General features: G+C 63.4%; 16 protein-coding genes. 8 read left to right on the top strand and 8 right to left on the bottom strand.

Going from position 1 to position 20680, the window contains the following annotated elements; all coding sequences use genetic code 11:
• Positions 1–20 precede the first annotated feature (20 nt).
• Entirely contained in the window at positions 21–794 is a 774-nt protein-coding gene (locus tag F3J17_RS30960; RefSeq protein ID WP_167068575.1) for a response regulator, read from the top strand.
• Between the two features lie 5 nt (positions 795–799).
• Here F3J17_RS30960 and F3J17_RS30955 read toward each other — a convergent pair whose 3' ends face one another.
• A complete protein-coding gene (locus F3J17_RS30955) occupies positions 800–2659 on the bottom strand; it encodes an EAL domain-containing protein (protein WP_205195042.1) in 1860 nt (619 codons plus the stop codon).
• Between the two features lie 410 nt (positions 2660–3069).
• Between F3J17_RS30955 and F3J17_RS30950 the strand changes: the two genes are divergently transcribed.
• Entirely contained in the window at positions 3070–3357 is a 288-nt protein-coding gene (locus tag F3J17_RS30950) for a hypothetical protein (protein ID WP_167068573.1), read from the top strand.
• Positions 3358–3482: 125 nt separating this feature from the next.
• Entirely contained in the window at positions 3483–3809 is a 327-nt protein-coding gene (locus F3J17_RS30945) for a hypothetical protein (RefSeq protein WP_167068570.1), read from the top strand.
• Positions 3810–3986: 177 nt separating this feature from the next.
• Here F3J17_RS30945 and F3J17_RS30940 read toward each other — a convergent pair whose 3' ends face one another.
• Together F3J17_RS30940 and acnB are read right to left on the bottom strand one after the other, a co-directional pair.
• On the bottom strand, positions 3987–5039 hold the full coding sequence (locus F3J17_RS30940) for a tetratricopeptide repeat protein (protein ID WP_205195041.1): 1053 nt from the start codon (positions 5037–5039) through the stop codon (positions 3987–3989).
• A gap of 275 nt (positions 5040–5314) precedes the next feature.
• Positions 5315–7900, bottom strand: a complete 2586-nt coding sequence (acnB, locus tag F3J17_RS30935) for a bifunctional aconitate hydratase 2/2-methylisocitrate dehydratase (protein ID WP_167068564.1) — start codon at positions 7898–7900, stop codon at positions 5315–5317.
• Positions 7901–8337: 437 nt separating this feature from the next.
• Between acnB and F3J17_RS30930 the strand changes: the two genes are divergently transcribed.
• From F3J17_RS30930 to F3J17_RS30910, 5 genes are all read left to right on the top strand, one after another.
• A complete protein-coding gene (locus tag F3J17_RS30930) occupies positions 8338–8781 on the top strand; it encodes a (2Fe-2S)-binding protein (RefSeq protein WP_167068561.1) in 444 nt (147 codons plus the stop codon).
• Positions 8762–10939 (top strand): molybdopterin cofactor-binding domain-containing protein, encoded by a 2178-nt coding sequence (locus tag F3J17_RS30925; RefSeq protein ID WP_167068558.1) that lies wholly within the window; start codon positions 8762–8764, stop codon positions 10937–10939. The genes F3J17_RS30930 and F3J17_RS30925 overlap by 20 nt, the downstream gene beginning before the upstream one ends.
• A 59-nt stretch (positions 10940–10998) precedes the next feature.
• Positions 10999–11325 (top strand): c-type cytochrome, encoded by a 327-nt coding sequence (locus F3J17_RS30920; RefSeq protein ID WP_167068608.1) that lies wholly within the window; start codon positions 10999–11001, stop codon positions 11323–11325.
• Between the two features lie 91 nt (positions 11326–11416).
• On the top strand, positions 11417–12490 hold the full coding sequence (locus tag F3J17_RS30915) for a porin (RefSeq protein WP_167068555.1): 1074 nt from the start codon (positions 11417–11419) through the stop codon (positions 12488–12490).
• Positions 12491–12544: 54 nt separating this feature from the next.
• Positions 12545–13546: an AraC family transcriptional regulator gene (locus F3J17_RS30910; protein ID WP_167068552.1), complete on the top strand. Its 1002-nt coding sequence runs from the start codon at positions 12545–12547 to the stop codon at positions 13544–13546.
• On the opposite strand, the gene F3J17_RS30905 is transcribed toward F3J17_RS30910, so the two are convergent.
• From F3J17_RS30905 to F3J17_RS30885, 5 genes are all read right to left on the bottom strand, one after another.
• On the bottom strand, positions 13524–14624 hold the full coding sequence (locus tag F3J17_RS30905) for a linear amide C-N hydrolase (RefSeq protein WP_167068549.1): 1101 nt from the start codon (positions 14622–14624) through the stop codon (positions 13524–13526). The genes F3J17_RS30910 and F3J17_RS30905 overlap by 23 nt on opposite strands.
• 105 nt (positions 14625–14729) lie before the next feature.
• Complete coding sequence (locus F3J17_RS30900) at positions 14730–15365, bottom strand: DUF2894 domain-containing protein (RefSeq protein ID WP_345891272.1); 636 nt, start codon at positions 15363–15365, stop codon at positions 14730–14732.
• The gene (locus F3J17_RS30895; protein ID WP_167068546.1) at positions 15358–16035 is read right to left on the bottom strand and encodes an OmpA family protein; all 678 of its coding nucleotides are present in this window, start codon (positions 16033–16035) and stop codon (positions 15358–15360) included. Before F3J17_RS30895 ends, F3J17_RS30900 begins: the two co-directional genes overlap by 8 nt.
• Positions 16032–19346: a DUF802 domain-containing protein gene (locus tag F3J17_RS30890; RefSeq protein WP_167068544.1), complete on the bottom strand. Its 3315-nt coding sequence runs from the start codon at positions 19344–19346 to the stop codon at positions 16032–16034. The genes F3J17_RS30895 and F3J17_RS30890 overlap by 4 nt, the downstream gene beginning before the upstream one ends.
• A gap of 10 nt (positions 19347–19356) precedes the next feature.
• Positions 19357–20160, bottom strand: a complete 804-nt coding sequence (locus F3J17_RS30885) for a DUF3348 domain-containing protein (RefSeq protein ID WP_167068541.1) — start codon at positions 20158–20160, stop codon at positions 19357–19359.
• Positions 20161–20680 lie beyond the last annotated feature (520 nt).

Genomic DNA, 20680 nt, shown 5'->3' with positions numbered 1-20680 from the left:
TGCGCACGAACGCGGCCTCCATGATGACATCCCTTTCGCCGCGCATCCTGCTGGTTGATGCCGATGAAGCGCTATGCGAATTGCTGACGCGCTTTCTGGGCGACGCGGGTTATCGCGTTTCCGCGCTGCATCGGGCCGCGCAATTGCCGGTGGATATCCGCTCGACAATGCCCGATCTTGTGGTGATGGAGCGGCGCTTTCCGGACTTCGATGGCTTCACCGCGCTCAAGCAGTTGCGCGGACACGGCGACGCGACGCCGGTGATCGTGATGTCGTCGCTGGCGGATGCAATCGATCGCGTGATCGGTCTGGAACTGGGCGCGGACGATTATCTGGCCAAGCCGTTCGTGCCATCCGAATTGCTGGCGCGCATCCGCGCGGTGCTGCGGCGCACGCTGGCTGGCACGCAGCCCGATGCGCCTGTCACGCCAGGTTACGGCCAGTATAAACAGCCCGACGTGTGTTTCGGTCCGTATCGCATGGTGTATGCGTCGCGTACGGTGCTGCGCGATGGCGTGCCGCAATGCCTCACGGAAAGCCAGTTCGCGCTGCTTGCGGTGTTTGCACAAAGGCCGATGGCCACGCTCTCGCGCAGCCGCATTGCGGTGCTGCTGCAAGGCGGCATTCGCGAGAGCAGCGTCAATGTGGCGATTGCGCGGCTGCGCGAGATGCTGCCTTGCGATCCGGCTCAACCGCACTGGATTCGCACTGTGCGCGGAGAGGGCTACCGCTTCGTGCCCGATCCTGCGCACACGCTGAGCGTAACCGGAACGTCGATTGATACGGATAGCTGAATGTATCAGGCCGATAGTGCAGGGCGCTCGCTCGCCAGATACGAGGCAATCGCGCCAGCGTCCATTGGACGGGAGCAATAATAGCCCTGCACGAGCGTTGCGCCGAGGCCGGCGACCGTTTGCAACTCCGTCGCCGTTTCGACGCCTTCTATGACGCATTCGAGCATCATCTGGCGGCTGAGATTGAGCAACGTGCGCACGACGGTAAATGCCGTGGTGCCTTCCTTGAGACCGCTGACGAAGGTGCGATCGATTTTCAGGCGGCTCAGCGGCAGTTTGCAAAGATACGAGAGACTTGAATAGCCGGTGCCAAAATCGTCGACGGAGAGGCCGCAACCCAGGCTGCGGAATTCTTCGGCGGCATTGCGCACCTGCTCGAAATCCTGCGCCATGGCGGTTTCGGTAATTTCGAAGTCCAGCCGCGCCGGGTCGATGCCACTTTCCAGAATACGCTGCGCAAGCCCTTCCACGACGCGCTCATCGGCGAAATCATGAGCGGAGAGATTGAAGGAAAGGCCGATACGCGTCGGCCATTGTGTCGCGCACGCCAATGCCTTGCTGAAAAGCGCGAGCGTCATATCGTTGATGATGCCGCTGCGTTCGGCGGCGGGAATGAATTCGCCGGGTGGGACGGTGCCCAGCGTTGCGCTATGCCAGCGCGCAAGGGCTTCGAAGCCGACCGTGCGCGACTCTTCCAGCGAAACGATAGGCTGGAATGCGACAGATAGTTCGTTGTCCAGATCAGGTGAGCGCAGCGCCTGGGCAATCTGCGATTCGCGGATGATCGCGTTGCGATGCGCTTGTGAAAACACGGTCACTGAGCCACGCGCGCGCCGTTTGCCTTCGTAAAGTGCGTAATCGGCGGCTTCGAATAAATCGGCTTTATTGCGCGAGCTGTGCGGATAAGTCGAAAAGCCGATGGTCGCGCCCAGCCGCACCGAACTGTCGCCGACGATCACGGGGTCGCAAAAAACATCGGCAATATTGCGGCCAAAGAGCGCCAGGCGGCTATCCGAACAGTCTCCCGTGACCACCAGGCCGAATTCGTCGCCTCCCAGCCGCGCGAGCACCGTTGCGCCCACGCAGGCCGAGGACAGACGCGCCGACGCTTCTGCCAGCACCTGATCCCCGGCGGAATGGCCGTGAATATCGTTGACCGATTTAAAGCCATCGAGATCGACCAGCCCCACTGCAAGCCGGTGGCCGCGCGCAGCGGCGCTTTCGAAATGCAGATCGAGTGCATCGAAAAACGCGCGACGGTTGGGCAGATTGGTGAGGCTGTCGATATTCGCCAGGCGGCGATTTTCGCTTTGCGTCGCGACCAGATCGGCGAAATTGCGGAAATGCGTGAACGAAACGATTAACATCGCCACCGACACGAGCGACGTGTCGATTGCCACCGCCTGAAATACGTCATTGCCCGACACCAGAAAGGTCGTCACGAGCGCGCCATTGACAATGGCCGTTACAGTAAAGGCCGCCGACAGCACGTGCATCAGGCAAAAAATCACGCCGATGACGGTAATGGCCATGTAAAACGCGACATGAAGCTTGAATGCCTCGTCGCCGAGCGGCATGAGAGACAACGACCAGGTCGTAAAGACGATCGCGAAGACCCACGCGAGTCTGCGCGTACTGCGCAACACAGACGCCGCCTGTTGTGCGCTGACGTGGGTTCTTGCCAGCCGCAGCCACGAAATGATGCGAACGAGGCAGAACGCCGTGAGCAGCAAGGGGCAGGTGACGCCCTGCCAATACGGGAAATGGCTTTCGTGCGGCAGCACCATGCCCCATGTGTTGACGATCAGCAGCCCGTACATCATGGGCAACTGATAGATCATGATGCGCAGCTGGGCGAGCTTCAAGGCAGCACTGTCGCCCGTTGAGGAACGACTCTGTATGGTGCCCCAATATTGAATCAGAAGGTCGAGCATTATCTTGCGCACGGTTGCGCATTGCTGCGCGAACGAGAGGTTGTTCCTCGGGTCATTCCTCGTTTACGACCCGTTGCGCATTTTCTGGAGTCGAATTGAACCAGATGGTTAGTATTGGTCAGAATTGCGGGGGGACGTCGGGTAGGTGTAAGGATCTATTTGCTCCAGTCGCTCCATTGAAGTATTTGAAGGGACAGTCGACATGGGGTCTGCAATCGCCGACAATCCGTTCGAACCCTGCATTTCCGGGCTGCTGCAATGGGGCTCGATTGCCCGAATGGATGCTCGTTTTGCTCCCGATTGTCGGGTGGCCAAACTCCGTAACCGATGCCGAACAATTTATGGACCTTACCCAACAAGAAGACCTCGCTTGCCTGCTTGAGACCCACTGGCCTCTCGTCGTCGAAGCGTACCCCGCAGGTCTGCCGATGGCATCTATCGGCAACTCTGCGCCGAAGGTCGCCGTACTTCAAAGCATCGGCGTTCTGGACATGCTGTTGAAGATCGACGCGGATTTCAGGAAGGTTGTGTCTGCGGTGGCGAACGGACGCGACGTAAGCGCGCTAGGCAATGCCGATTTCAGAACCATCGCGTCGCGCTATGCGGATTGGTATCGCGCGGGGAAGTGAGGCTTTCGCAGGTATGAAGTCGGATGCGTGCATGAGCGGATGTTGGCCAAAAGGTTGACGTGTAAAAGGAGCGCTCTTGATTACTCAATTGCGTCGCCGATTCAACGGGTTGGTGATTTGACGATATGACTCCCGCCGACGTTATGCACGTTTTCGAGGCGCTGATCGCCCTCGCGACAATTGGCCTGCTAGTCAGCGCGCTTATGCAGAGCAAAATCTCGGCGAAGTTGCAGACAGACTATCCGGCAGAAAGTGCGCGCCTTGGCGTCGACAGTCGATTTAACTACGCTCCGACCATCTGGCTGCTCAATGGTGACCATAGGACGCTGAACGACCCGGAAATCGATAGGTGGGCCCGCATTGCCCGAGCGGGAGTGCTTGTCGGTGGCTTCGCCGCACTGGTGTTCATCGTGCTGATTGGACTGGCTTGCTATCGCTTGCAATCGATGTGAGTGGAGGCTTGTCGTTTGGTGGCCGGATGCGTCGGGGCTGATAGAGGCACCTATGCCGCGCGCTTAGGTTGGCAGCCGGCCAGGAAGAAATTCCGAAAAGGGCGAAACGACGGATACGTCGTTGCAGATAAGACGTGGGTGAGGCCTGGCGCGGTGGTTTCCGGCTGGCTGGGATCGTCAGTGCATTTGATCGAGAAAGCCGTACATCTTCGGTGTCCTCTTGCGCCAGGCTCCTGATTCAAGATCGGAAAAGTACTTCTTGCACAAAATCGGACCAATCAACTCATTGCCGGGGGCTTTGAATTGATTCATAAACGCCTGGGTACTCAGGCCAATTCCCGCTGTTTCGATCGTCGCGAGCTCGGGGTGCGCGTGAATCAACGCGAGCCATCGAACGTCACTTTGCTCGATAGCGTGCGCCTCCGCTGACTTCCAGCTCGAAAGCCTCTGCTCTATTTCCTGCTGCATGTCGGGATAGCGACTGATGCACTGGTTTTTCAGCTCATCCGCGATTCGCGTCGTCGTGTGCATCATCGCAATCGCTGCTTCCGGCGAAGACGCATCTGGCGGCGGGTGTCGCTCATAGCCTTCGTCCACCGCCTGCGAGGCGTCCTGATACGTGGACATCAGCCTGGCAAGAATTTCCTTCGCCTGTACATCCCCTTGTGCAACAGCCAGGCCTTCCCATTTTTTCGCTGCGTTCAGGTCGAGTGGAACGCCACGCCCGATGGCGTACAGCAACCCAAGTTGTTGCTGGGCGTGCGCATTCCCCTGGTCGGCGGCAAGTCCATACCACCTGGCCGCTTCCTTGTCGTCCTGCGCAACGCCCCGGCCGAGGAGAAACATCCGGGCAAGGTTGTCCTGCGCGTATGCGTTACCCTGGCTTGCGGCAAGACGAAACCATTTGACGGCTTCCTCGTCGCTCTGGGAGACGCCTTTCCCTGTGCTATACATCACCCCCAGATCGCGTTGCGCCCGGGCGTCTCCCTGGTCAGCGGCCTTTCGAATCCAGAATAGCGCCTGCGAGTCATCCTGCGGAACACCTTTACCGTAGGCATACAACACGCCGAGTCTGCGTTGCGAATCAGCATCGCCTTGCTTCGCAAGCGGCAGCAAGGCCTCCGGCGTCGCCTGAGAAGCTTCGATCGTGTTGTCGGCACCTTGCGCGCCGCTACCGGCCAATACCGCAAGGCTGCAAACCATCGCATACACAACGAGTTTCGTTCTCATTCGAATCCTCATGGAAGCGCCAGCGAACTAATATAGCTTCAACAGCCGCGGTGTTCCCGCCAGGTGCCAATGCAAACTCAATGCGACGATGTTTCGAGCAAGAAAAGACGTTTCGTTGGCTGTATGCGCATCTATTTCGCATAACTGAAGAATTATTCAGGCACACGCCAACCCCGTTTACAAAAAAACGCCGCAGAGCCTAAGCCCTGCGGCGCCATTCACATCACGTAGCGCTACGACTCAAACCACACCGTAGCGCCCGCAACGCGTGCAATTTACATCTGCACCGTATCAGCGACTTCCTTGAAGTCTTCGATCTTGTCGAAGTTCATGTACTGATAGATCTTGTCGCCGTTGGCGTTGAGCACGCCCATATCGGCCATGTACTCTTCCTTGGTCGGGATACGGCCAAGGCGCGAGCAGATCGCTGCCAGTTCCGCCGAGCCCAGATACACGTTCGTGTTCTTGCCCAGACGGTTCGGGAAGTTACGCGTCGACGTCGACATGACCGTCGCGCCTTCGCGCACCTGTGCCTGGTTACCCATGCACAGCGAGCAGCCCGGCATTTCAGTACGCGCGCCAGCCGTGCCGAATACGCCGTAGTGGCCTTCTTCGGTCAGCTGCTTCTGGTCCATCTTGGTCGGCGGAGCAACCCACAGCTTCACGGGGATGTCACGCTTGCCTTCGAGCAGCTTCGAAGCCGCACGGAAGTGACCGATGTTGGTCATGCACGAGCCGATGAACACTTCGTCGATCGTTGCGCCTGCAACGTCCGACAGCGTCTTCACGTCGTCCGGATCGTTCGGGCAGGCAACGATCGGTTCGTGGATGTCGGCCAGATCGATTTCGATGACGGCAGCGTATTCAGCGTCCGCATCCGGTTGCAGCAGTTGCGGGTCGGCCAGCCACGCTTCCATCGCCTTGATACGGCGTTGCAGGCTGCGCGGGTCTTGATAGCCTTGCGCGATCATCCACTTCAGCAGCGTGATATTGCTGTTGAGGTATTCGATGATCGGTTCCTTGTTCAGGTGCACCGTGCAACCGGCTGCCGAACGCTCTGCCGATGCATCCGACAGTTCGAACGCCTGCTCGACCTTCAGATCGGGCAGACCTTCGATTTCCAGAATGCGGCCCGAGAAGATGTTCTTCTTGCCTTGCTTGGCGACCGTCAGCGTGCCTTCCTTGATGGCCCACAGCGGGATGGCGTTGACGAGGTCACGCAGAGTGACGCCCGGCTGCATCTTGCCCTTGAAGCGCACCAGCACCGATTCCGGCATGTCCAGCGGCATCGTGCCGGTGGCTGCCGCGAAGGCGACCAGGCCCGAACCTGCCGGGAAGCTGATGCCGATCGGGAAACGCGTGTGCGAGTCGCCGCCGGTGCCAACGGTGTCGGGCAGCAGCATGCGGTTGAGCCACGAGTGGATCACGCCGTCGCCCGGACGCAGCGCGATACCGCCGCGCGTGCTGATGAAGTTCGGCAACGTCTGGTGCGTCTTGACGTCGACCGGCTTCGGATACGCTGCCGTGTGGCAGAACGATTGCATGACGAGGTCCGACGAGAAGCCCAGGCATGCCAGGTCCTTCAGTTCGTCGCGCGTCATCGGGCCGGTGGTATCCTGCGAGCCCACCGAGGTCATCTTCGGTTCGCAGTACGTGCCCGGGCGCACGCCCTGGCCTTCCGGCAGGCCGCATGCACGGCCAACCATCTTCTGCGCGAGCGAGAAACCCTTGCCGCTGTCGGCCGGGTTTTGCGGCAGGCGGAACAGCGTCGACGGCGCCAGACCCAGCGCTTCACGCGCCTTGGCGGTCAGGCCACGGCCGATGATGAGGGGAATACGGCCACCGGCGCGTACTTCGTCGAACAGCACGTCGGACTTGACCGTGAATTCCGAGATCACTGCGCCGTTCTTGAGTGCCTTGCCTTCGTACGGGCGCAGTTCGACCACGTCGCCCATTTCCATCTGCGACACGTCGAGTTCGATCGGCAGTGCGCCGGCGTCTTCCATCGTGTTGTAGAAGATCGGGGCGATCTTGCCGCCGAGGCACACGCCGCCAAAGCGCTTGTTCGGGATGAAGGGGATGTCTTCGCCCGTGAACCACAGCACCGAGTTGGTCGCCGACTTACGCGACGAACCCGTGCCGACCACGTCGCCCACGTAGGCAACGAGGTGACCCTTTTCCTTCAGCGATTCGATGAACGCGACCGGGCCGCGCTTGCCGTCTTCTTCCGGCGTGATGCCAGGACGTGCGTTCTTGAGCATCGCCAGCGCGTGCAGCGGGATGTCCGGGCGGGTGGTGGCGTCCGGTGCCGGCGAGAGGTCGTCGGTGTTGGTTTCGCCCGTGACCTTGAAGACCGTGATGGTCAGGCTTTGCGGGACTTCCGGACGGCTCGTGAACCATTCGGCGTCGGCCCAGCTTTGCAGCACGGCCTTGGCATTCGCGTTGCCTTGATCGGCCAGTTCCTTGACGTCATGGAACTGATCGAACATCAGCAGGGTTTTCTTCAGCGACTCTGCGGCGACCGTGCCGACTTCGGCGTCAGCCAGCAGCGCGATCAGCGGGGCGATGTTGTAGCCGCCCAGCATGGTGCCGAGGAGTTCGGTGGCGCGAGCGCGCGAGATCAGCGCGCAGGCGGTTTCGCCCTTGGCCACAGCGGCCAGGAAGCCAGCCTTCACGCGAGCGGCTTCATCCACGCCAGCCGGTACGCGGTTGGTGATCAGGTCGACGAGGGTCTGCTCTTCGCCTGCGGGCGGGTTCGTCAGCAGTTCAACCAGCTCGGCGGTCTGTTGGGCCGTCAGCGGCAGGGGGGGGATGCCAAGCGCGGCGCGCTGGGCTACATGAGCACGGTAATTTTCAAGCATGGGGGGACCTGCTGGTATTGCGTTTCAGGGGAAGGCTTTCCATGGACTACTGCAGCCACGATTCTAATTGACAAGCGACTCCAGCGTCAAATGTCTTATGTCTTATATAAGAGTTGAGCGACGAACGCCTGCCATTGGGAAGACGGGGTAGCATCATTCATCCTCATGATGTTCCACTTATGGAACGAGGAATCTTATCTGAACGATTTTCAGGGCGAATCAGATAGGGTTAAATATTCAAATAATCAATAAAAACAGTGATTTGATGGAGTTTTTCGCCAGTAACATCGTTTCTAAAATCAAGAAAACGAAAGAGACGATCAGCAACTTTTTTGGGTCTCCGCGCCATTGCCGGGCTTTTTGTCCAGGCCAAGAATGCATCCCATAGCCGACGGTCGTCGCACCGCACGGCAAGGCGATTCGAGAGGAGACAGCGCATGCAATTCACACTCAACGGCCAGCCATTCGATTTCGATGGCGATCCGGACACGCCGCTGCTGTGGGTGATCCGCGAGACGGCCGGACTCTGCGGCACCAAGTACGGCTGCGGCATCGGCGCGTGCGGCGCCTGCACCGTGCATCTGGAAGGCGAGGCCACGCGTTCGTGCGTGCTGCCGGTGTCGGCGGTGGCGGGACGGCGCATCACCACAATCGAAGGGCTGTCGCCCGATACCACGCATCCCGTGCAGCGCGCATGGATCGCGAAAGACGTGCCGCAATGCGGCTATTGCCAGTCGGGCATGGTGATGGCCGTGGCGGCGCTGCTCAAGCAGCATCCGCATCCCACCGATGCGCAGATCGATCAGGGCGTGACGAACCTGTGCCGCTGCGCGACCTATCACCGTATCCGCGAGGCCGTGCATGCCGCAGCAGACCACTGAACGCGCAGGGCGTCGCGATTTTCTGAAGGCGGGTCTTGCGCTAGCGGGCAGTTTCGTTCTGCCCTTGTCGTTGAGCGCACAGGTGGAGGCCGCGCCGGACGGCTCGGCGTATCGCGAGATCAACGACTGGGTGCGTGTCGATCCCGATGGCCGCACCATCATCGGGCTCTCGCAGGCTGAGGTTGGGCAGGGCGTCTACACGGGCCTGCCGCAAATTCTCGCCGACGAGATGGACGCCGACTGGCGGCGCGTGAGCGTGGAATTCGTCACGGGCCGCGACGCCTATCGCATCAGCGCGGCCAATGAGCATCCGCAGCAGTTCGTGGGCGCGTCGATGTCGGTGACGATGTTCCATGCGCGTTTGCGTGTGGCCGGCGCGCAGGCGCGCCAGGTGTTTCTCGAAGCGGGCGCGCGGCGGCTCGGCGTGCGGCCCACGCAATGCACGACGAAAAGCGGTCGCGTGATCCACATGCAGACGGGCCGCTCGTTCGGCTATGGTGACCTGCTCGCCGATGCCGCGAAGTTGCCGCTCGATCCGCAACCGGGTCTGAAGCCCGAATCGGCGCGAGCGCTGATCGGCCAGCCGCTGCACAAACTCGATGTGCCCGCCAAGGTGAACGGCAGCGCCGTGTTCGGCATCGACGTGCAGGTGCCGGGCATGCTCGCGGGCTTCGTGAAGATGGCGCCCACGCTCAACGGCAAGCCCGTGGCAGTGCGCAATCGCGACGCCGTGCGCGCGCTCTCGGGCGTGGTCGACGTGGTGATGGCGAAGGACGCCGTGATCGTCGTGGCCGATACGTACTGGCAGGCAAAAAAGGCCAGCGATACGCTCGACGTGCAATGGCAGGACGCCGCGCCGCCCGCCGATAGCGCGACGATCCGCGCGCAGAACAAGGCCGCGCTGATGGCGCCGCAAGCGGTCGTGGCCACGCGCATCGGCGACGCGCCCGCACAGTTCGACAAGGCAGCGAAGATAGTCGAAGCCGATTACCACACGCCCTATATCGTCCACGCGACCATGGAGCCGGTGAACGCCTGTGTCCATGTGCGCGAGCATGAGATCGAAGTGTGGGGGCCGATCCAGGGGCAAGACAAGGTGCGCTGGACGCTCGGCAGCATCTTCAAACTGCCGCCCGAAAAAGTGATCGTGAACACCACGTTTCTGGGCGGGAGTTTCGGGCGCAAATACGTGCCCGATTTCGTGATTCACGCAGCGGTTGCATCGAAGGCCGTGGGTCGTCCGGTCAAGGTGATCCGCTCGCGCGAGGACGATATCCGTCACGGTTTCTATCGGCCGGCTGCGTCGGCGCGCATGCGCGCGGTACTGGGCGTGGACGGCTATCCCACCGCCATGCATCTGCGCGTGGTGGGGCAGTCGCTTTACTGGTCGATCAAGCGCGACTACTTCGAAAAAGCGGGCGGCTGGGACGAGACCATGCTCGACGGTCTCTACGACCTGGGCTACGCGGTGCCGAACCTGCTGGTCGACTCCGTGAGCGTCGATCAGCACATTCCCGTGAGCTTCATGCGCAGCGTCGGCAGTACGTCCAGCGTGTTCTTTCTCGAAAGCTTCGTGAACGAAATGGCGCGGGCCGCGCGCATCGATCCGCTCGATTATCGGCGTACGCTGCTGCGCGGCGATCCGCTCGCGGTGCGCGTGCTCGAACGCACGGCGGCGCGCGCGGGCTGGTCGCGCAAGCCGGCTGCCGGTCTGTATCGCGGCCTCGCATATTGCCTGTATACGGGACGCGGCGGCGCGTTCACGACCTACGTTGCCACCATTGTTGAACTACGCATGGTGGAGGGCCGCGCGAAGCTCGAACGCATCGTGTGCGGCGTCGATTGCGGGCGCGCCGTCAATCCGATGCTGATCCGCGAGATGGTGGAGGGCGGCATTGGCTTTGCGCTCACCAACACCTTCAAGAGCGAAATCACCTTCAAGGACGGTGCGGTCGAACAGCAGAATTTCGCCGACTACCCGCTGCTGTATCTCGCGCAGATGCCGAAGATCGAAGTCGAGATCGTCGAGAGCGAGCGTACGCCGCAAGGTTGTGGCGAGGTGTCGTTGCCGCCCGTTGCGCCCGCCGTGGCCGCTGCGCTTTTCGAGGCGACGGGCACGCGGCTGCGCACGATGCCGCTCGAACAGGAACTCGCTTGAACCGCTTCATTTCCCCACAAAAACAGGAATCCAACGTGATCCAACTCCGTCATCTGCTGATCTCTCTCGCTGCGTTCACCAGCGTTGCTGGCGCTACCCGCGCGCTGGCCGAGCCTGCCATAGACGCCGCGCGCGCCCGCCAGATCGCCACGCAGCACGCGTGCTTCGGCTGCCATGCCATCGATAAAAAGCTTGTCGGCCCGGCGTATCGCGATGTGGCCGCGCGCTACAACGGCAAGGCGAACGCCGTGACGACGCTGGTCGCGCACATCCAGAACGGCAGTTCGGGCGTCTGGGGCGCGGTGCCGATGCCCGCCAACGCCATCAGCCAGAGCGACGCGCAAACCGTCGTGCAGTGGATTCTGGCGGGCAGCAAGACCGACTGAATCGCACCCGCAGTACCGTGCCGGACCTCGAATCAGGACCGGCACGCATTCCAATAAATCAGCATGACTGAATAATGGTTCGGAGATCGCAATGAAGAGAACTCTCGTGGCGGCAACGCTGGCCGTGGCATCGGCCATGGCATGGGGACAAAGCAGTGTGACCCTCTACGGTATCGTCGATACGGGTATCGAGTACTACAACAACGCCGCCAAGGGCGGCTCGTTCGTGGGCATGCCCACGCTCACGGGCGAAGTGCCGTCACGCTTCGGGCTGAAGGGCGAGGAGGATCTGGGCGGCGGCTACAAAACCTTCTTCGTGCTGGAAAGCGGCTTCGCGCCCGGCAGCGGGACGCTCAACTATGGCGGCCGCCTGTTTGGGCGTCAGGCGAATGTGGGCGTGAGCAGCACATTCGGTACGCTCACGCTGGGCCGGCAGATGAACATGTCGATGTACGCGCTGTTCAACGCGGACGTAATCGGCCCGTCGATTCATTCGATGGCCAGTTTCGACAGCTATCTGCCCAACGCGCGCAGCGACAATGCCGTGGGCTACATGGGCAAATTTCATGGTGTCACGCTGGGCGGCACGTATAGCTTCGGGCGCGACGCGGCGGGTCCGGCCGGTCCTTCGGCGACCAATTGCGCGGGCCAGTTGCCCGGCGACGCCGTCGCCTGCCGCCAGTACACGATGATGCTGGCCTACGACAACGCGTGGGGCGGCGCGGCGGCATCCTATGACGTGATGTACGGCGGCCCAGGCGCTTCGGCGCCGCTCGTGAGCAGCGCGGACGTGGATAAACGCACCATCGTCGATGCGTATGTGAAATACGGCCCGGCGAAGCTGGGCGGCGGCTGGATCCGCCGCAATACCTCGGCGGCGGAGCACGCTCAATCCGATATTTTCTTCCTCGGCGCTACCTGGTACGTGGTGCCCACTTTCTCGCTCGACGCGCAGACCGTGCGCTACATCTTGCGCGAGCATTCGAATTCGACCCTGCTAATTGCGCGCGCGAATTATTTTATTTCGAAGCGCACCACGCTTTATGCTTCGCTGGGTTACATGATGAATAGCGCGCAGGCGGCGAATGCGGTGGCGGCGGCAGGCACGGTCACAACGGGCGCAAACCAGCTTGGCGCGATGATGGGTATCCAGCAGCGCTTTTAACACTCTGCCCGCAGCGGTACGCCGCGCCCAGAAAAACATGACGGAGACGACACAATGGCGATGGACCTGCTGAGCGCCGCGCTGGCGGACCTGCGCGCGGACGCCGTGGTGACAGGGCATTTCTTGCTCAATGCACCGTGGGCGATCGCCAAACCGGCCGTGGAGGGCGCGGCGTTCCGAACGGGCTTCGGCGGCCCGTTTTATATTGCAACGGACGGGATGGAGCCTTTGCGCGTCGAGGTAGGCGATTTCGTGCTGCTGCCGCACGGTCACGCCCACGTGCTGAGTTCGGCGCCGGGTGTCGAGCCTGTGCCTTTCGACGATCTCGTCGCGCAAGCGGGCATCCATGCGCGCTTCGACACGCCGTTGCGGCTGAATGTAGGCAGCGGCGGCCTCGCGAGCGAGTTGTACACGGGCATCATTTTTTATCGCGAGGCCGTGCGCAATCCGCTTTTCTCCGTGCTGCCGCCACTGATTCACGTGCGCGCCAGCGACCCGGCTGTGGGCCCCTGGCTGGCGGATACGCTGATGGCGTTTATCCGCGAATCGATGGCGTGCCAGCCCGGCTGGGCCGTGGCGGCGGCGCGTCTCGCCGATGTACTGTTCGTGCAGTTGTTGCGCGCGCATCTATCGTCGGCGATCAGTCATACGGGCTGGCTGCGTGGTCTCATGGATCCGCAGATCGGCCGAGCGATCGCGCAGTTGCATCGCTACCCGGAACGCGAATGGACTGTTGAATCGCTTGCAGCCACTGCGGGCATGTCGCGTTCGCGCTTTAGCGCACGCTTTGTCGAACTGGTCGAGGAAACGCCCATCGGCCATCTCACGGCGTATCGCATGTATGTGGCGAGCGGCGCGCTGCGCGACTCGCGGCGGCGTCTGATCGAGATCGCCACGAGCGTGGGCTATGCGTCGGAGAAGGCGTTTATTCGTGCGTTCCGGCGCTGGTCGGGCATGGCGCCCAAGCAATACGCGCGCAGCGTGAAAGACCCCTACGACGCGCCAAAGCCCGCAACCACCGCGCGTGGTGACGTTACGGAGCGGGCGCAGGCATGAACTTGAACGAGGGCGTGGGCACGAATTTGTCGGCGGTTTCGCCCGAGAACATCTGCCCCGATTCGATCGTGAGTTTCAAGACCGGTGCGCCCGGCTTGAGATCGAGCTTGCGCAGCGACACCCAGAATGTATCGGGCCGCGTGGCTGAATCGAAGTAGTAGACGAGGTCGGTCTGATCGGCCACGGTGCGCCAGATCGTCGAAGACAGATTGGGCGTTTCAGGCGTGCGAATGCCCAGCGGCACGCTCACCGAGCGCATCAGGCTCATCACGCTCGCAACCTGCTGATACGCGCCGTTCTGCTGCGGCACGCCGGCCATGTAGTTGGGATCCGGGCTCTTCGGAATCGCATCGAGCAGGAAAGACGCACGTACGAAGCGGTCGGCGGCGCGGTTGGTGCCCGGCAGGAAGCTCAGGCCGCCAATACCCTTCCAGTAAGTGTCGAGTGCGAGCTGTTCGCTGTAGATCGGCGAATTGGTCATGATGCGATAAGCCTTGCCGTGATGGATCACGAGCTTGCCGTCGAGATATTCGAGGATCGCGGAGTCGCCGCTGGCATCCGAAAGCGAGAGGTGGATCGTGATGGGTTTGCCGTTGGGCAGCGGCGGCGCAATGATCTGGAACGACTCTTTGGCGAGCGCCTGCACGGCTTCGTCGACGTTCGCGTAGTTGTCGAGTACATATTGCGCCCACAGGCTGATCGCCATCGGTGCGCGCTTCGGGTCGGGCTTGCCGTAATCGGTTTCCGAGAGATACAGCGCATTGGCGACCAGGCCGCGCTCGTTCATGCCGTCCACGCTGCCGATGTCATAACCCGATACCACCACGCTGCCGTATTTCGCGCGCCAGCGCGGCGACTTCGGTCCGGCGTTGCCGTCGCGTTCGATGCCAGCGGGAAAAACCCAGAGATTCGAACGCATGTCTTCCGACCAGTCCATATTGCGACCCGTGATGACGAGGCCGCTATCGCCCACGTAGAGCGCGCGCGTGCAGGAGAACGCCACCGAGGCCGTGAGCAGCGCGGCGCAGGCGAGGACGCCCGCGCAGACGCCGGCGAGGCGGGACAGGGATCGTGACATGTTGCGCGCTCCGTTGAACGAAACCGATGGCGGGAGGGATGCAGCAGGACGCTGCGATCATGCCACGGAAGGCGCGAAGGACGACGCGGAAGTGCTCGTGCAGCCTTACCGTGCGCGTGTGCGGCGGGGCTTTTTGGTGGCGCTGGCCTGCGCGGCTTGAGCGGCAGGCGGCGCGATGGCCGCGTTGAGGTCTTCGAGCCACGCCAGTCCATCGGCGTAAGCGAGAAACTGACGCAGATAGCCCGGCGAGAGATCGCGCATCAGAAAGAGCGCGCGGTGCACGAGGCTGCTCGAATTGAGCGGACCCGCGTTTTTGGGCACCTGGTCGAGCGATTGTTGCACTTGCTGGTCGGCGCTGACCTTCTGCCAGACGTCGCGGAAATAATCGAGCAGTGCGCCGGGCGCGCCGTCGCGTGCTTCGCGCGACATCGCTTCGATCAACGCCGCGAAGGCGTTGTTTGCTGACGTGTCTTGAGCCGTCGCCGACGCATTGCCTTGTGCTTCGATCTGCTGTGCATAGGCAGCAAGACGCGTCGCGATGCGCGCATCGAGCACGTCGCGCGCCGCGCCTGTGAGCGCCTGCGCACGCTTTTCCAGCGCGTCGAGCGTTGCGAAGCCCACCGGATCGAGGCGATCCGCGCCCTGCGCGCGCCAGCCGTCGAGCGTCGCGCGCGCGTCGCTCACGCAATCGGTGCAAGGCGGATTCGATGCCTGCGCAACGTTTTGCATGCGGTCATTCATGAGCGTTCTGCGCGGCGTCTTGATGTTTCGCCGCGGCGTTGCTCATGCTCGACGAACGCGGCACAGGCGCGATTTCCACCCGGCGATTCTTCGCGCGCCCGGCTTCATCGGCGTTCGAGCTGACCGGTTGCTCCGACCCGAAAGCCGCGGCAAACACCGACGATGCCGGCACACCCGCATCGATGAACGCGCGCGTGACGGTCAGCGCGCGCTCGGCGGACAGTTCCCAGTTGTCGGCGAAGCGGCGATTGCCCGCGTGGACCTGCTGGTCGTCGGCGAAACCGCTCACCATGAGGATTTCGTCGCGATCGTGCAGATACGCCGTGAGCGGGCCAGCCAGCGTCTTGAGCAGGTCGCGGCCCTCGGGCTGCAACTGGTCGGAATTGAGCGCGAACAGCACGCTGCCGCTAATGCCGATACGACCGTTCACGAGCGTCACGCGCCCCGCCGCAAGCGGGCCGGCCAGCGCCTGCTCCAGGGTCTGGCGGCGCTGCGCTTCGAGCTGGCGCGCCTTGACCTCGTGCGCGAGACGCGAGGACGCTTCCATCTGCATGCCGATCACGCCGACGAGTATCAGCACGAACGCGCCTAGCAGCGCCGCCATCAGGTCGCCGAACGCGGCCCAGACTGGCGCGGTAGGCTCTACGCCGCCGTCGATTTCGTCGTTCATGCGGCTTCGCTTCCGGCCAGACGTTGCAGGCTATCGACGATCTGCTTTTGCGACAGCAGGCTCAGATCGACCACTTCGCGCGCCTGGGCGACGTAGTAGGCGAGCTGGTCGTCGCTGCGGGCGAGCGACTTGTCGAGCGCGGCTTCGATGCGTTCGAGCTGCGCCATGAGCTTGTCGTTCGACGCGCCGAAGTGCTGCACGGCCACGCTGAAGGCGTCGCCCAGACTCGACATTTCGACGGCGCTGCCCGTGACCTGCGCGGCGACGCCTTCGAGCGTCTGCGCCCCGGCTTCGACCTGCTGGTCGAAGCGCGCGCCCACGCGTTCGAGCAGAGCCGCCGACGTATCGACGAGCGCGCCGATGGCCGCGCGCTGCTCGGTGCTGGCGTGATTCACGGCGTCAAGCAGCGTGGTGACGGTGGCGAGCAGGCGGCCGCGCTCTTCCAGCATGGCGGTGTCCTGCACCATGCTTTCGTGGAGCTTCTGGCGCAGTTCGCCGACGACTTCGGCGGCCACGCGCGGCGCTTCCGATGCCGCTTCCACGAGGCGCGCGATTTCGGCGATGGTGCCGTTGGCGTGCGCTTCGGTTTGCGCCGCGATGGCGCTGGCGGTCTGCGTGAGCGCCGCGCAGATGGCCTGCTGGCGCTCGGCGGCCTGCGTGCTGGCGGCTTGCCATGCGTTGGCGTTGGCTTCAGCCGCGCGGGCGATTTCAGCGATGGTGCCGCTGGCGTGCGCTTCGGTTTGCGCCGAAATGGCGTTGGCGGTTTGCGTGAGCGCTTCGCTGATGGCCTGCTGGCGTTCGGCGGCCTGCGTGCTGGCGGCTTGCCATGCGTTCGCGTTGGTTTCTGCGGCGCGGGCGATTTCTTCGATCGTGCCCTTGGCGTGGGCTTCCGTTTGCGCGGAAATGGCGTTGGCGGTGTGTGCGAGTGCGTCGCAGATGGCTTGCTGACGTTCGGCCGCTTGCGTGCTGGCGGCTTGCCATGCGCTCGCGTTCGCTTCGGCTGCGCGGGCGATTTCTTCAATCGTGCCCTTGGCGTGGGCAGCCGTCTGCGTCGAAATGGCGTTGGCCGTCTGCGCCAGCGCTTCGGTGATGGCCTGCTGGCGTTCGGCGGCTTGCGTGCTTGCAGCTTGCCATGCGTTGCCGTTCGCTTCAGCCGCCCGGGCGATTTCAGCGATGGTGCCGCTGGCGTGCGCTTCGGTTTGCATCGAAATCGCGGTGGCGGTTTGCGTCAGTGCATCGCAGATCGCTTGCTGGCGCTCGGCGGCTTGCGTGCTTGCAGCTTGCCACGCGCTTGCGTTCGCTTCGGCGGCGCGGGCGATTTCAGCGATGGTGCCGCTGGCGTGCGCTTCGGTTTGCATCGAAATCGCGGTAGCGGTTTGCGTCAGTGCATCGCAGATCGCTTGCTGGCGCTCGGCGGCTTGCGTGCTTGCCGCTTGCCATGCGTTCGCGTTCGCTTCGGCTGCACGGGCGATTTGCGCGATCGTGCCGCTGGCGTGCGTTTCGGTGCTTGCGGCGATGGCCGCTGCCGTCTGGGCGAGCGTGTCGCAGATCGCCTGCTGACGTTCCGCCGTCTGTGCACTCGCCGTCTGCCATGCGGTCGACGAAGCCTCGGCGACGCGCGTGATTTCGGCGATGGTGCTGTTGGTATGCGCCTCGGCCTGCGCCGCGATTGTGCCGGCGGTGCTCGCGAGCGTTTCGCAAACGTCCTGCTGACGCTGCGCCGCCTGCGTGCTGGCCGTTTGCCAGGCTGCTGCCGCCGTTTCCGTGGCGCGGGCGATTTCGGCGAGCGTGCTGTTCGCGTGCGCTTCGGTGCGCGCGACGATCTCGTCCGCGGTCTGCGCGAGTGTCGTGCAGATCGCCTGTTGCTGGTCGGCGGCCTGGGTGCCCGCCGCGCGCCATTCGTCGCGCAGCGCGGTGCTCATGTCGTCGAGGGTGGCGCGCCAGGTTGCAAGGCGCGCCTCGTCGCGCGCCGCGAGTTGCGTTTGCAGACTGGCTTGCGCCTCGCCCACGGTGCGCACGAGTGTCGCCGCATGCTGCTCGAAGGTCGCGGCGGCGGCGGCCAGCGCCTGCTGGTTATCGCCCGCGAGCTTTTCACCCGCCTGTTCCTGACGCGCGAGCGCGTCCTGCCACGACTGCGAAACCCCCGCCGCCGAAGCCGCGAGGCGCGCATCGACGTCGCGCACCAGATGGGCGGAACGGGTTTCGAATGTGGCGCTGAAACGCTCCAGCGCGCCCTGCAGATCGTCGGCAAGCGCTTCGCCCGCGCGGCGCTGCTCGTCGAGCGCGGCGTTCCAGATGCCCGCTACGCGAGTGGCATTGGCCTCGAAACCCGACGTGAGGCCGTCGAGCTGACGCTCCACCGCCTGCGTTAGCGTGCCGTGCAGGGCGGCGCTTTCACGCGCGAGACCCGCCATCGTCGCTTCGACAACCGGCGCAAAGGCCGCGCCGGCAGCGCGCGCGCTTTCGGCGGCGCTGGCCTTGAGCGAATCGCCCACCGTCGAGGCGAGGCGCGCATACGTCGCTTCGGCATTGCCGAGGAAGGCTTCCTGGCTGGCGATCTGACGCTCGCCCATCGACGCGCTCTGGCGCTCGATAGCCGACATCATCGACTGCAGCCGCTCGGCCAGCAGCGGCAGCGCTTCGGCCTGACGCTGCATCAGCGCAAAGCTCGCCTCGCGCTGATGCGCGTGCGAGAACGGACGCAGCGTGGTGGCGACCTGCGCGTCCAGGCGCTGGGCGGCCTCGATGCGTTCGCGGCGGCACAGCGCCGACAGCAGGCCCAGCATCGCCGAGCTGGCCACGCCCGCGATCGAGGTGCCGAACGCGAAGCCCAGACCGCGGATCGGACCGGCGAGGGCGGTGCGGATGCCGTCGAGATCGGTTGCGCCGTCGAGCGCGATGCCGGTGCCGCGCAGCGTCGTCACCATGCCGAGCAGGGTGCCCAGCATGCCCAGCAGCACCAGCATGCCGACCAGATAGGGCGTGAGCGCCGGACCGGGCAGGGCCGCCCGCTCGCCTTCGACGCGCGCGCGCACGGCGCTGCGCAGCGACGGATGCAGGCGCTCTAGCCATGCGTTGAGCGTGGCGGGCGCGGCAGCCGAGGGCGCGGCCAGCGCGTCCACGGCCAGCGCGAGGCTGCCGGTAGCCTGCCGGTAGCGGCGCAATTCGAGCGCCCCGGCGATATAACAGGCGCCGATCAGCAACGTGACGGCCAGCGCGAGCGGGTTGGAGCCGACATAGGCGGCGCCGATCCAGCAAACCGCGAGCAGGCCGGCGATGAAAACAACAAGATCGATGCGAAGTCTGGACATAGTGTCTGCGTTAGCGGGCGCGAAGGGCGGCGAGCAACCCTTCGACCGGTTGGAACCGAACATCGAGTTCGGCGAGCAACAGGCTCTGCATATCTTTGCGGAACGTGGTGAGCCACGCGCCGGTTGTACTGTCTTTACTGTCTGCCTGGGCGTCGGCCGCGCCTTCGGGCTGGGCTTCGGCCTGAGCTTGTGCAACGGCTTCGGCCGCCTGCGCGGCCTTGCGCAGACGCTCGAAATACTTGCCCAGCAGACCGGGCACCGTGCCCAGCAGCGTGCGCTCGCGCACGGAAAGCGAGCGCTCCATCACCGCATCGAGCGCAGCCAGCTTTGCCATCGCCGACGACTGGGCCGCGAGCCGGTTGCGCAGGCGCGTACGCAGGTCGCCGATATCGGCTTCCATTTTCTGCTGGAGCGCGAGATAGCTCTGGCGGAACAGCGTGTAATCGGCAGGCATTTCTGGCATGTCCTGCACCGGCTGCGTCCGGGCGTGGCGCGCATGACTTGCGTTCTGGCGCGGCGGCGCGAGCACGCCATCGGTGACGATGGCCTTGGACAGCGCCGAGCGCAAACTCAGGCAGCGCTGCGCCTCGTCTTCACCGTTGCCGCGCGCGGGCGTGCCCACCAGGCCGCCTTCGGCGGGCGCAGGCGCGCTTAGCACCGTCGAGAGCGCGATCGCGTCCGTCCAGCCGAGCCATTGGCTCAGCCGGTCGGCGAGCGGCTGCTGCGAGGCCTGCGCGTCGGTTTCAGCGATACGCGCAAGCAGACGAACGAGGGCCGGACCGGTCAGGGCCGTCCGCTGCGGGGGATGGACCATACCACAAGAGATAAAAAAGGCAGCAGTTTACACGGCGCAGCGCCTTGAATCGCGCTTTTGTGGCCGGAAGGCGGGGGATTTTAAGTGGGGCGGGGGCGGTGGGCCAATGGCGGGAGGGGGCATGAACAACCTGGCGTCGTCAAGTGACGTGGGCATCGCGATTGCCGGGTCGGGAAAACCCGTGGTGAGAATGTTATGTCGATGCGCCTGCGAGTGAGGCGTGAAGCCGCGGGGAATTGAGATCTTTCGTATGGCACCCTGGTAGACGCCTGCGTAGATTGATGAGCGCGTCGTCGCCTGGCATCGACGACGCTCCGCAAGTCGGGGCGGGTCTTCATGGCTTGCCCCTTCCCTTATAGCCCGCGTATCGCGGGCTTCTTTTTTCTATGGGCTGATTGCAACGATGTTTATGCGCCACGCATGCCCATCTTCCGGACAACTCCTAAAAAGGATGGGTTTTGACAATCCTTGACCCATTACTTTTCCTTGCCCGGTAAGAATCGCCGGATAGAAAAATACG

It is taken from the genome of Burkholderia sp. Ax-1719 (assembly GCF_011753055.1).
Classification (GTDB): domain Bacteria; phylum Pseudomonadota; class Gammaproteobacteria; order Burkholderiales; family Burkholderiaceae; genus Paraburkholderia.
The sequence above is the reverse complement of the archived record's forward strand: the minus strand, read 5'-3'. Positions and strand labels throughout refer to the sequence as shown.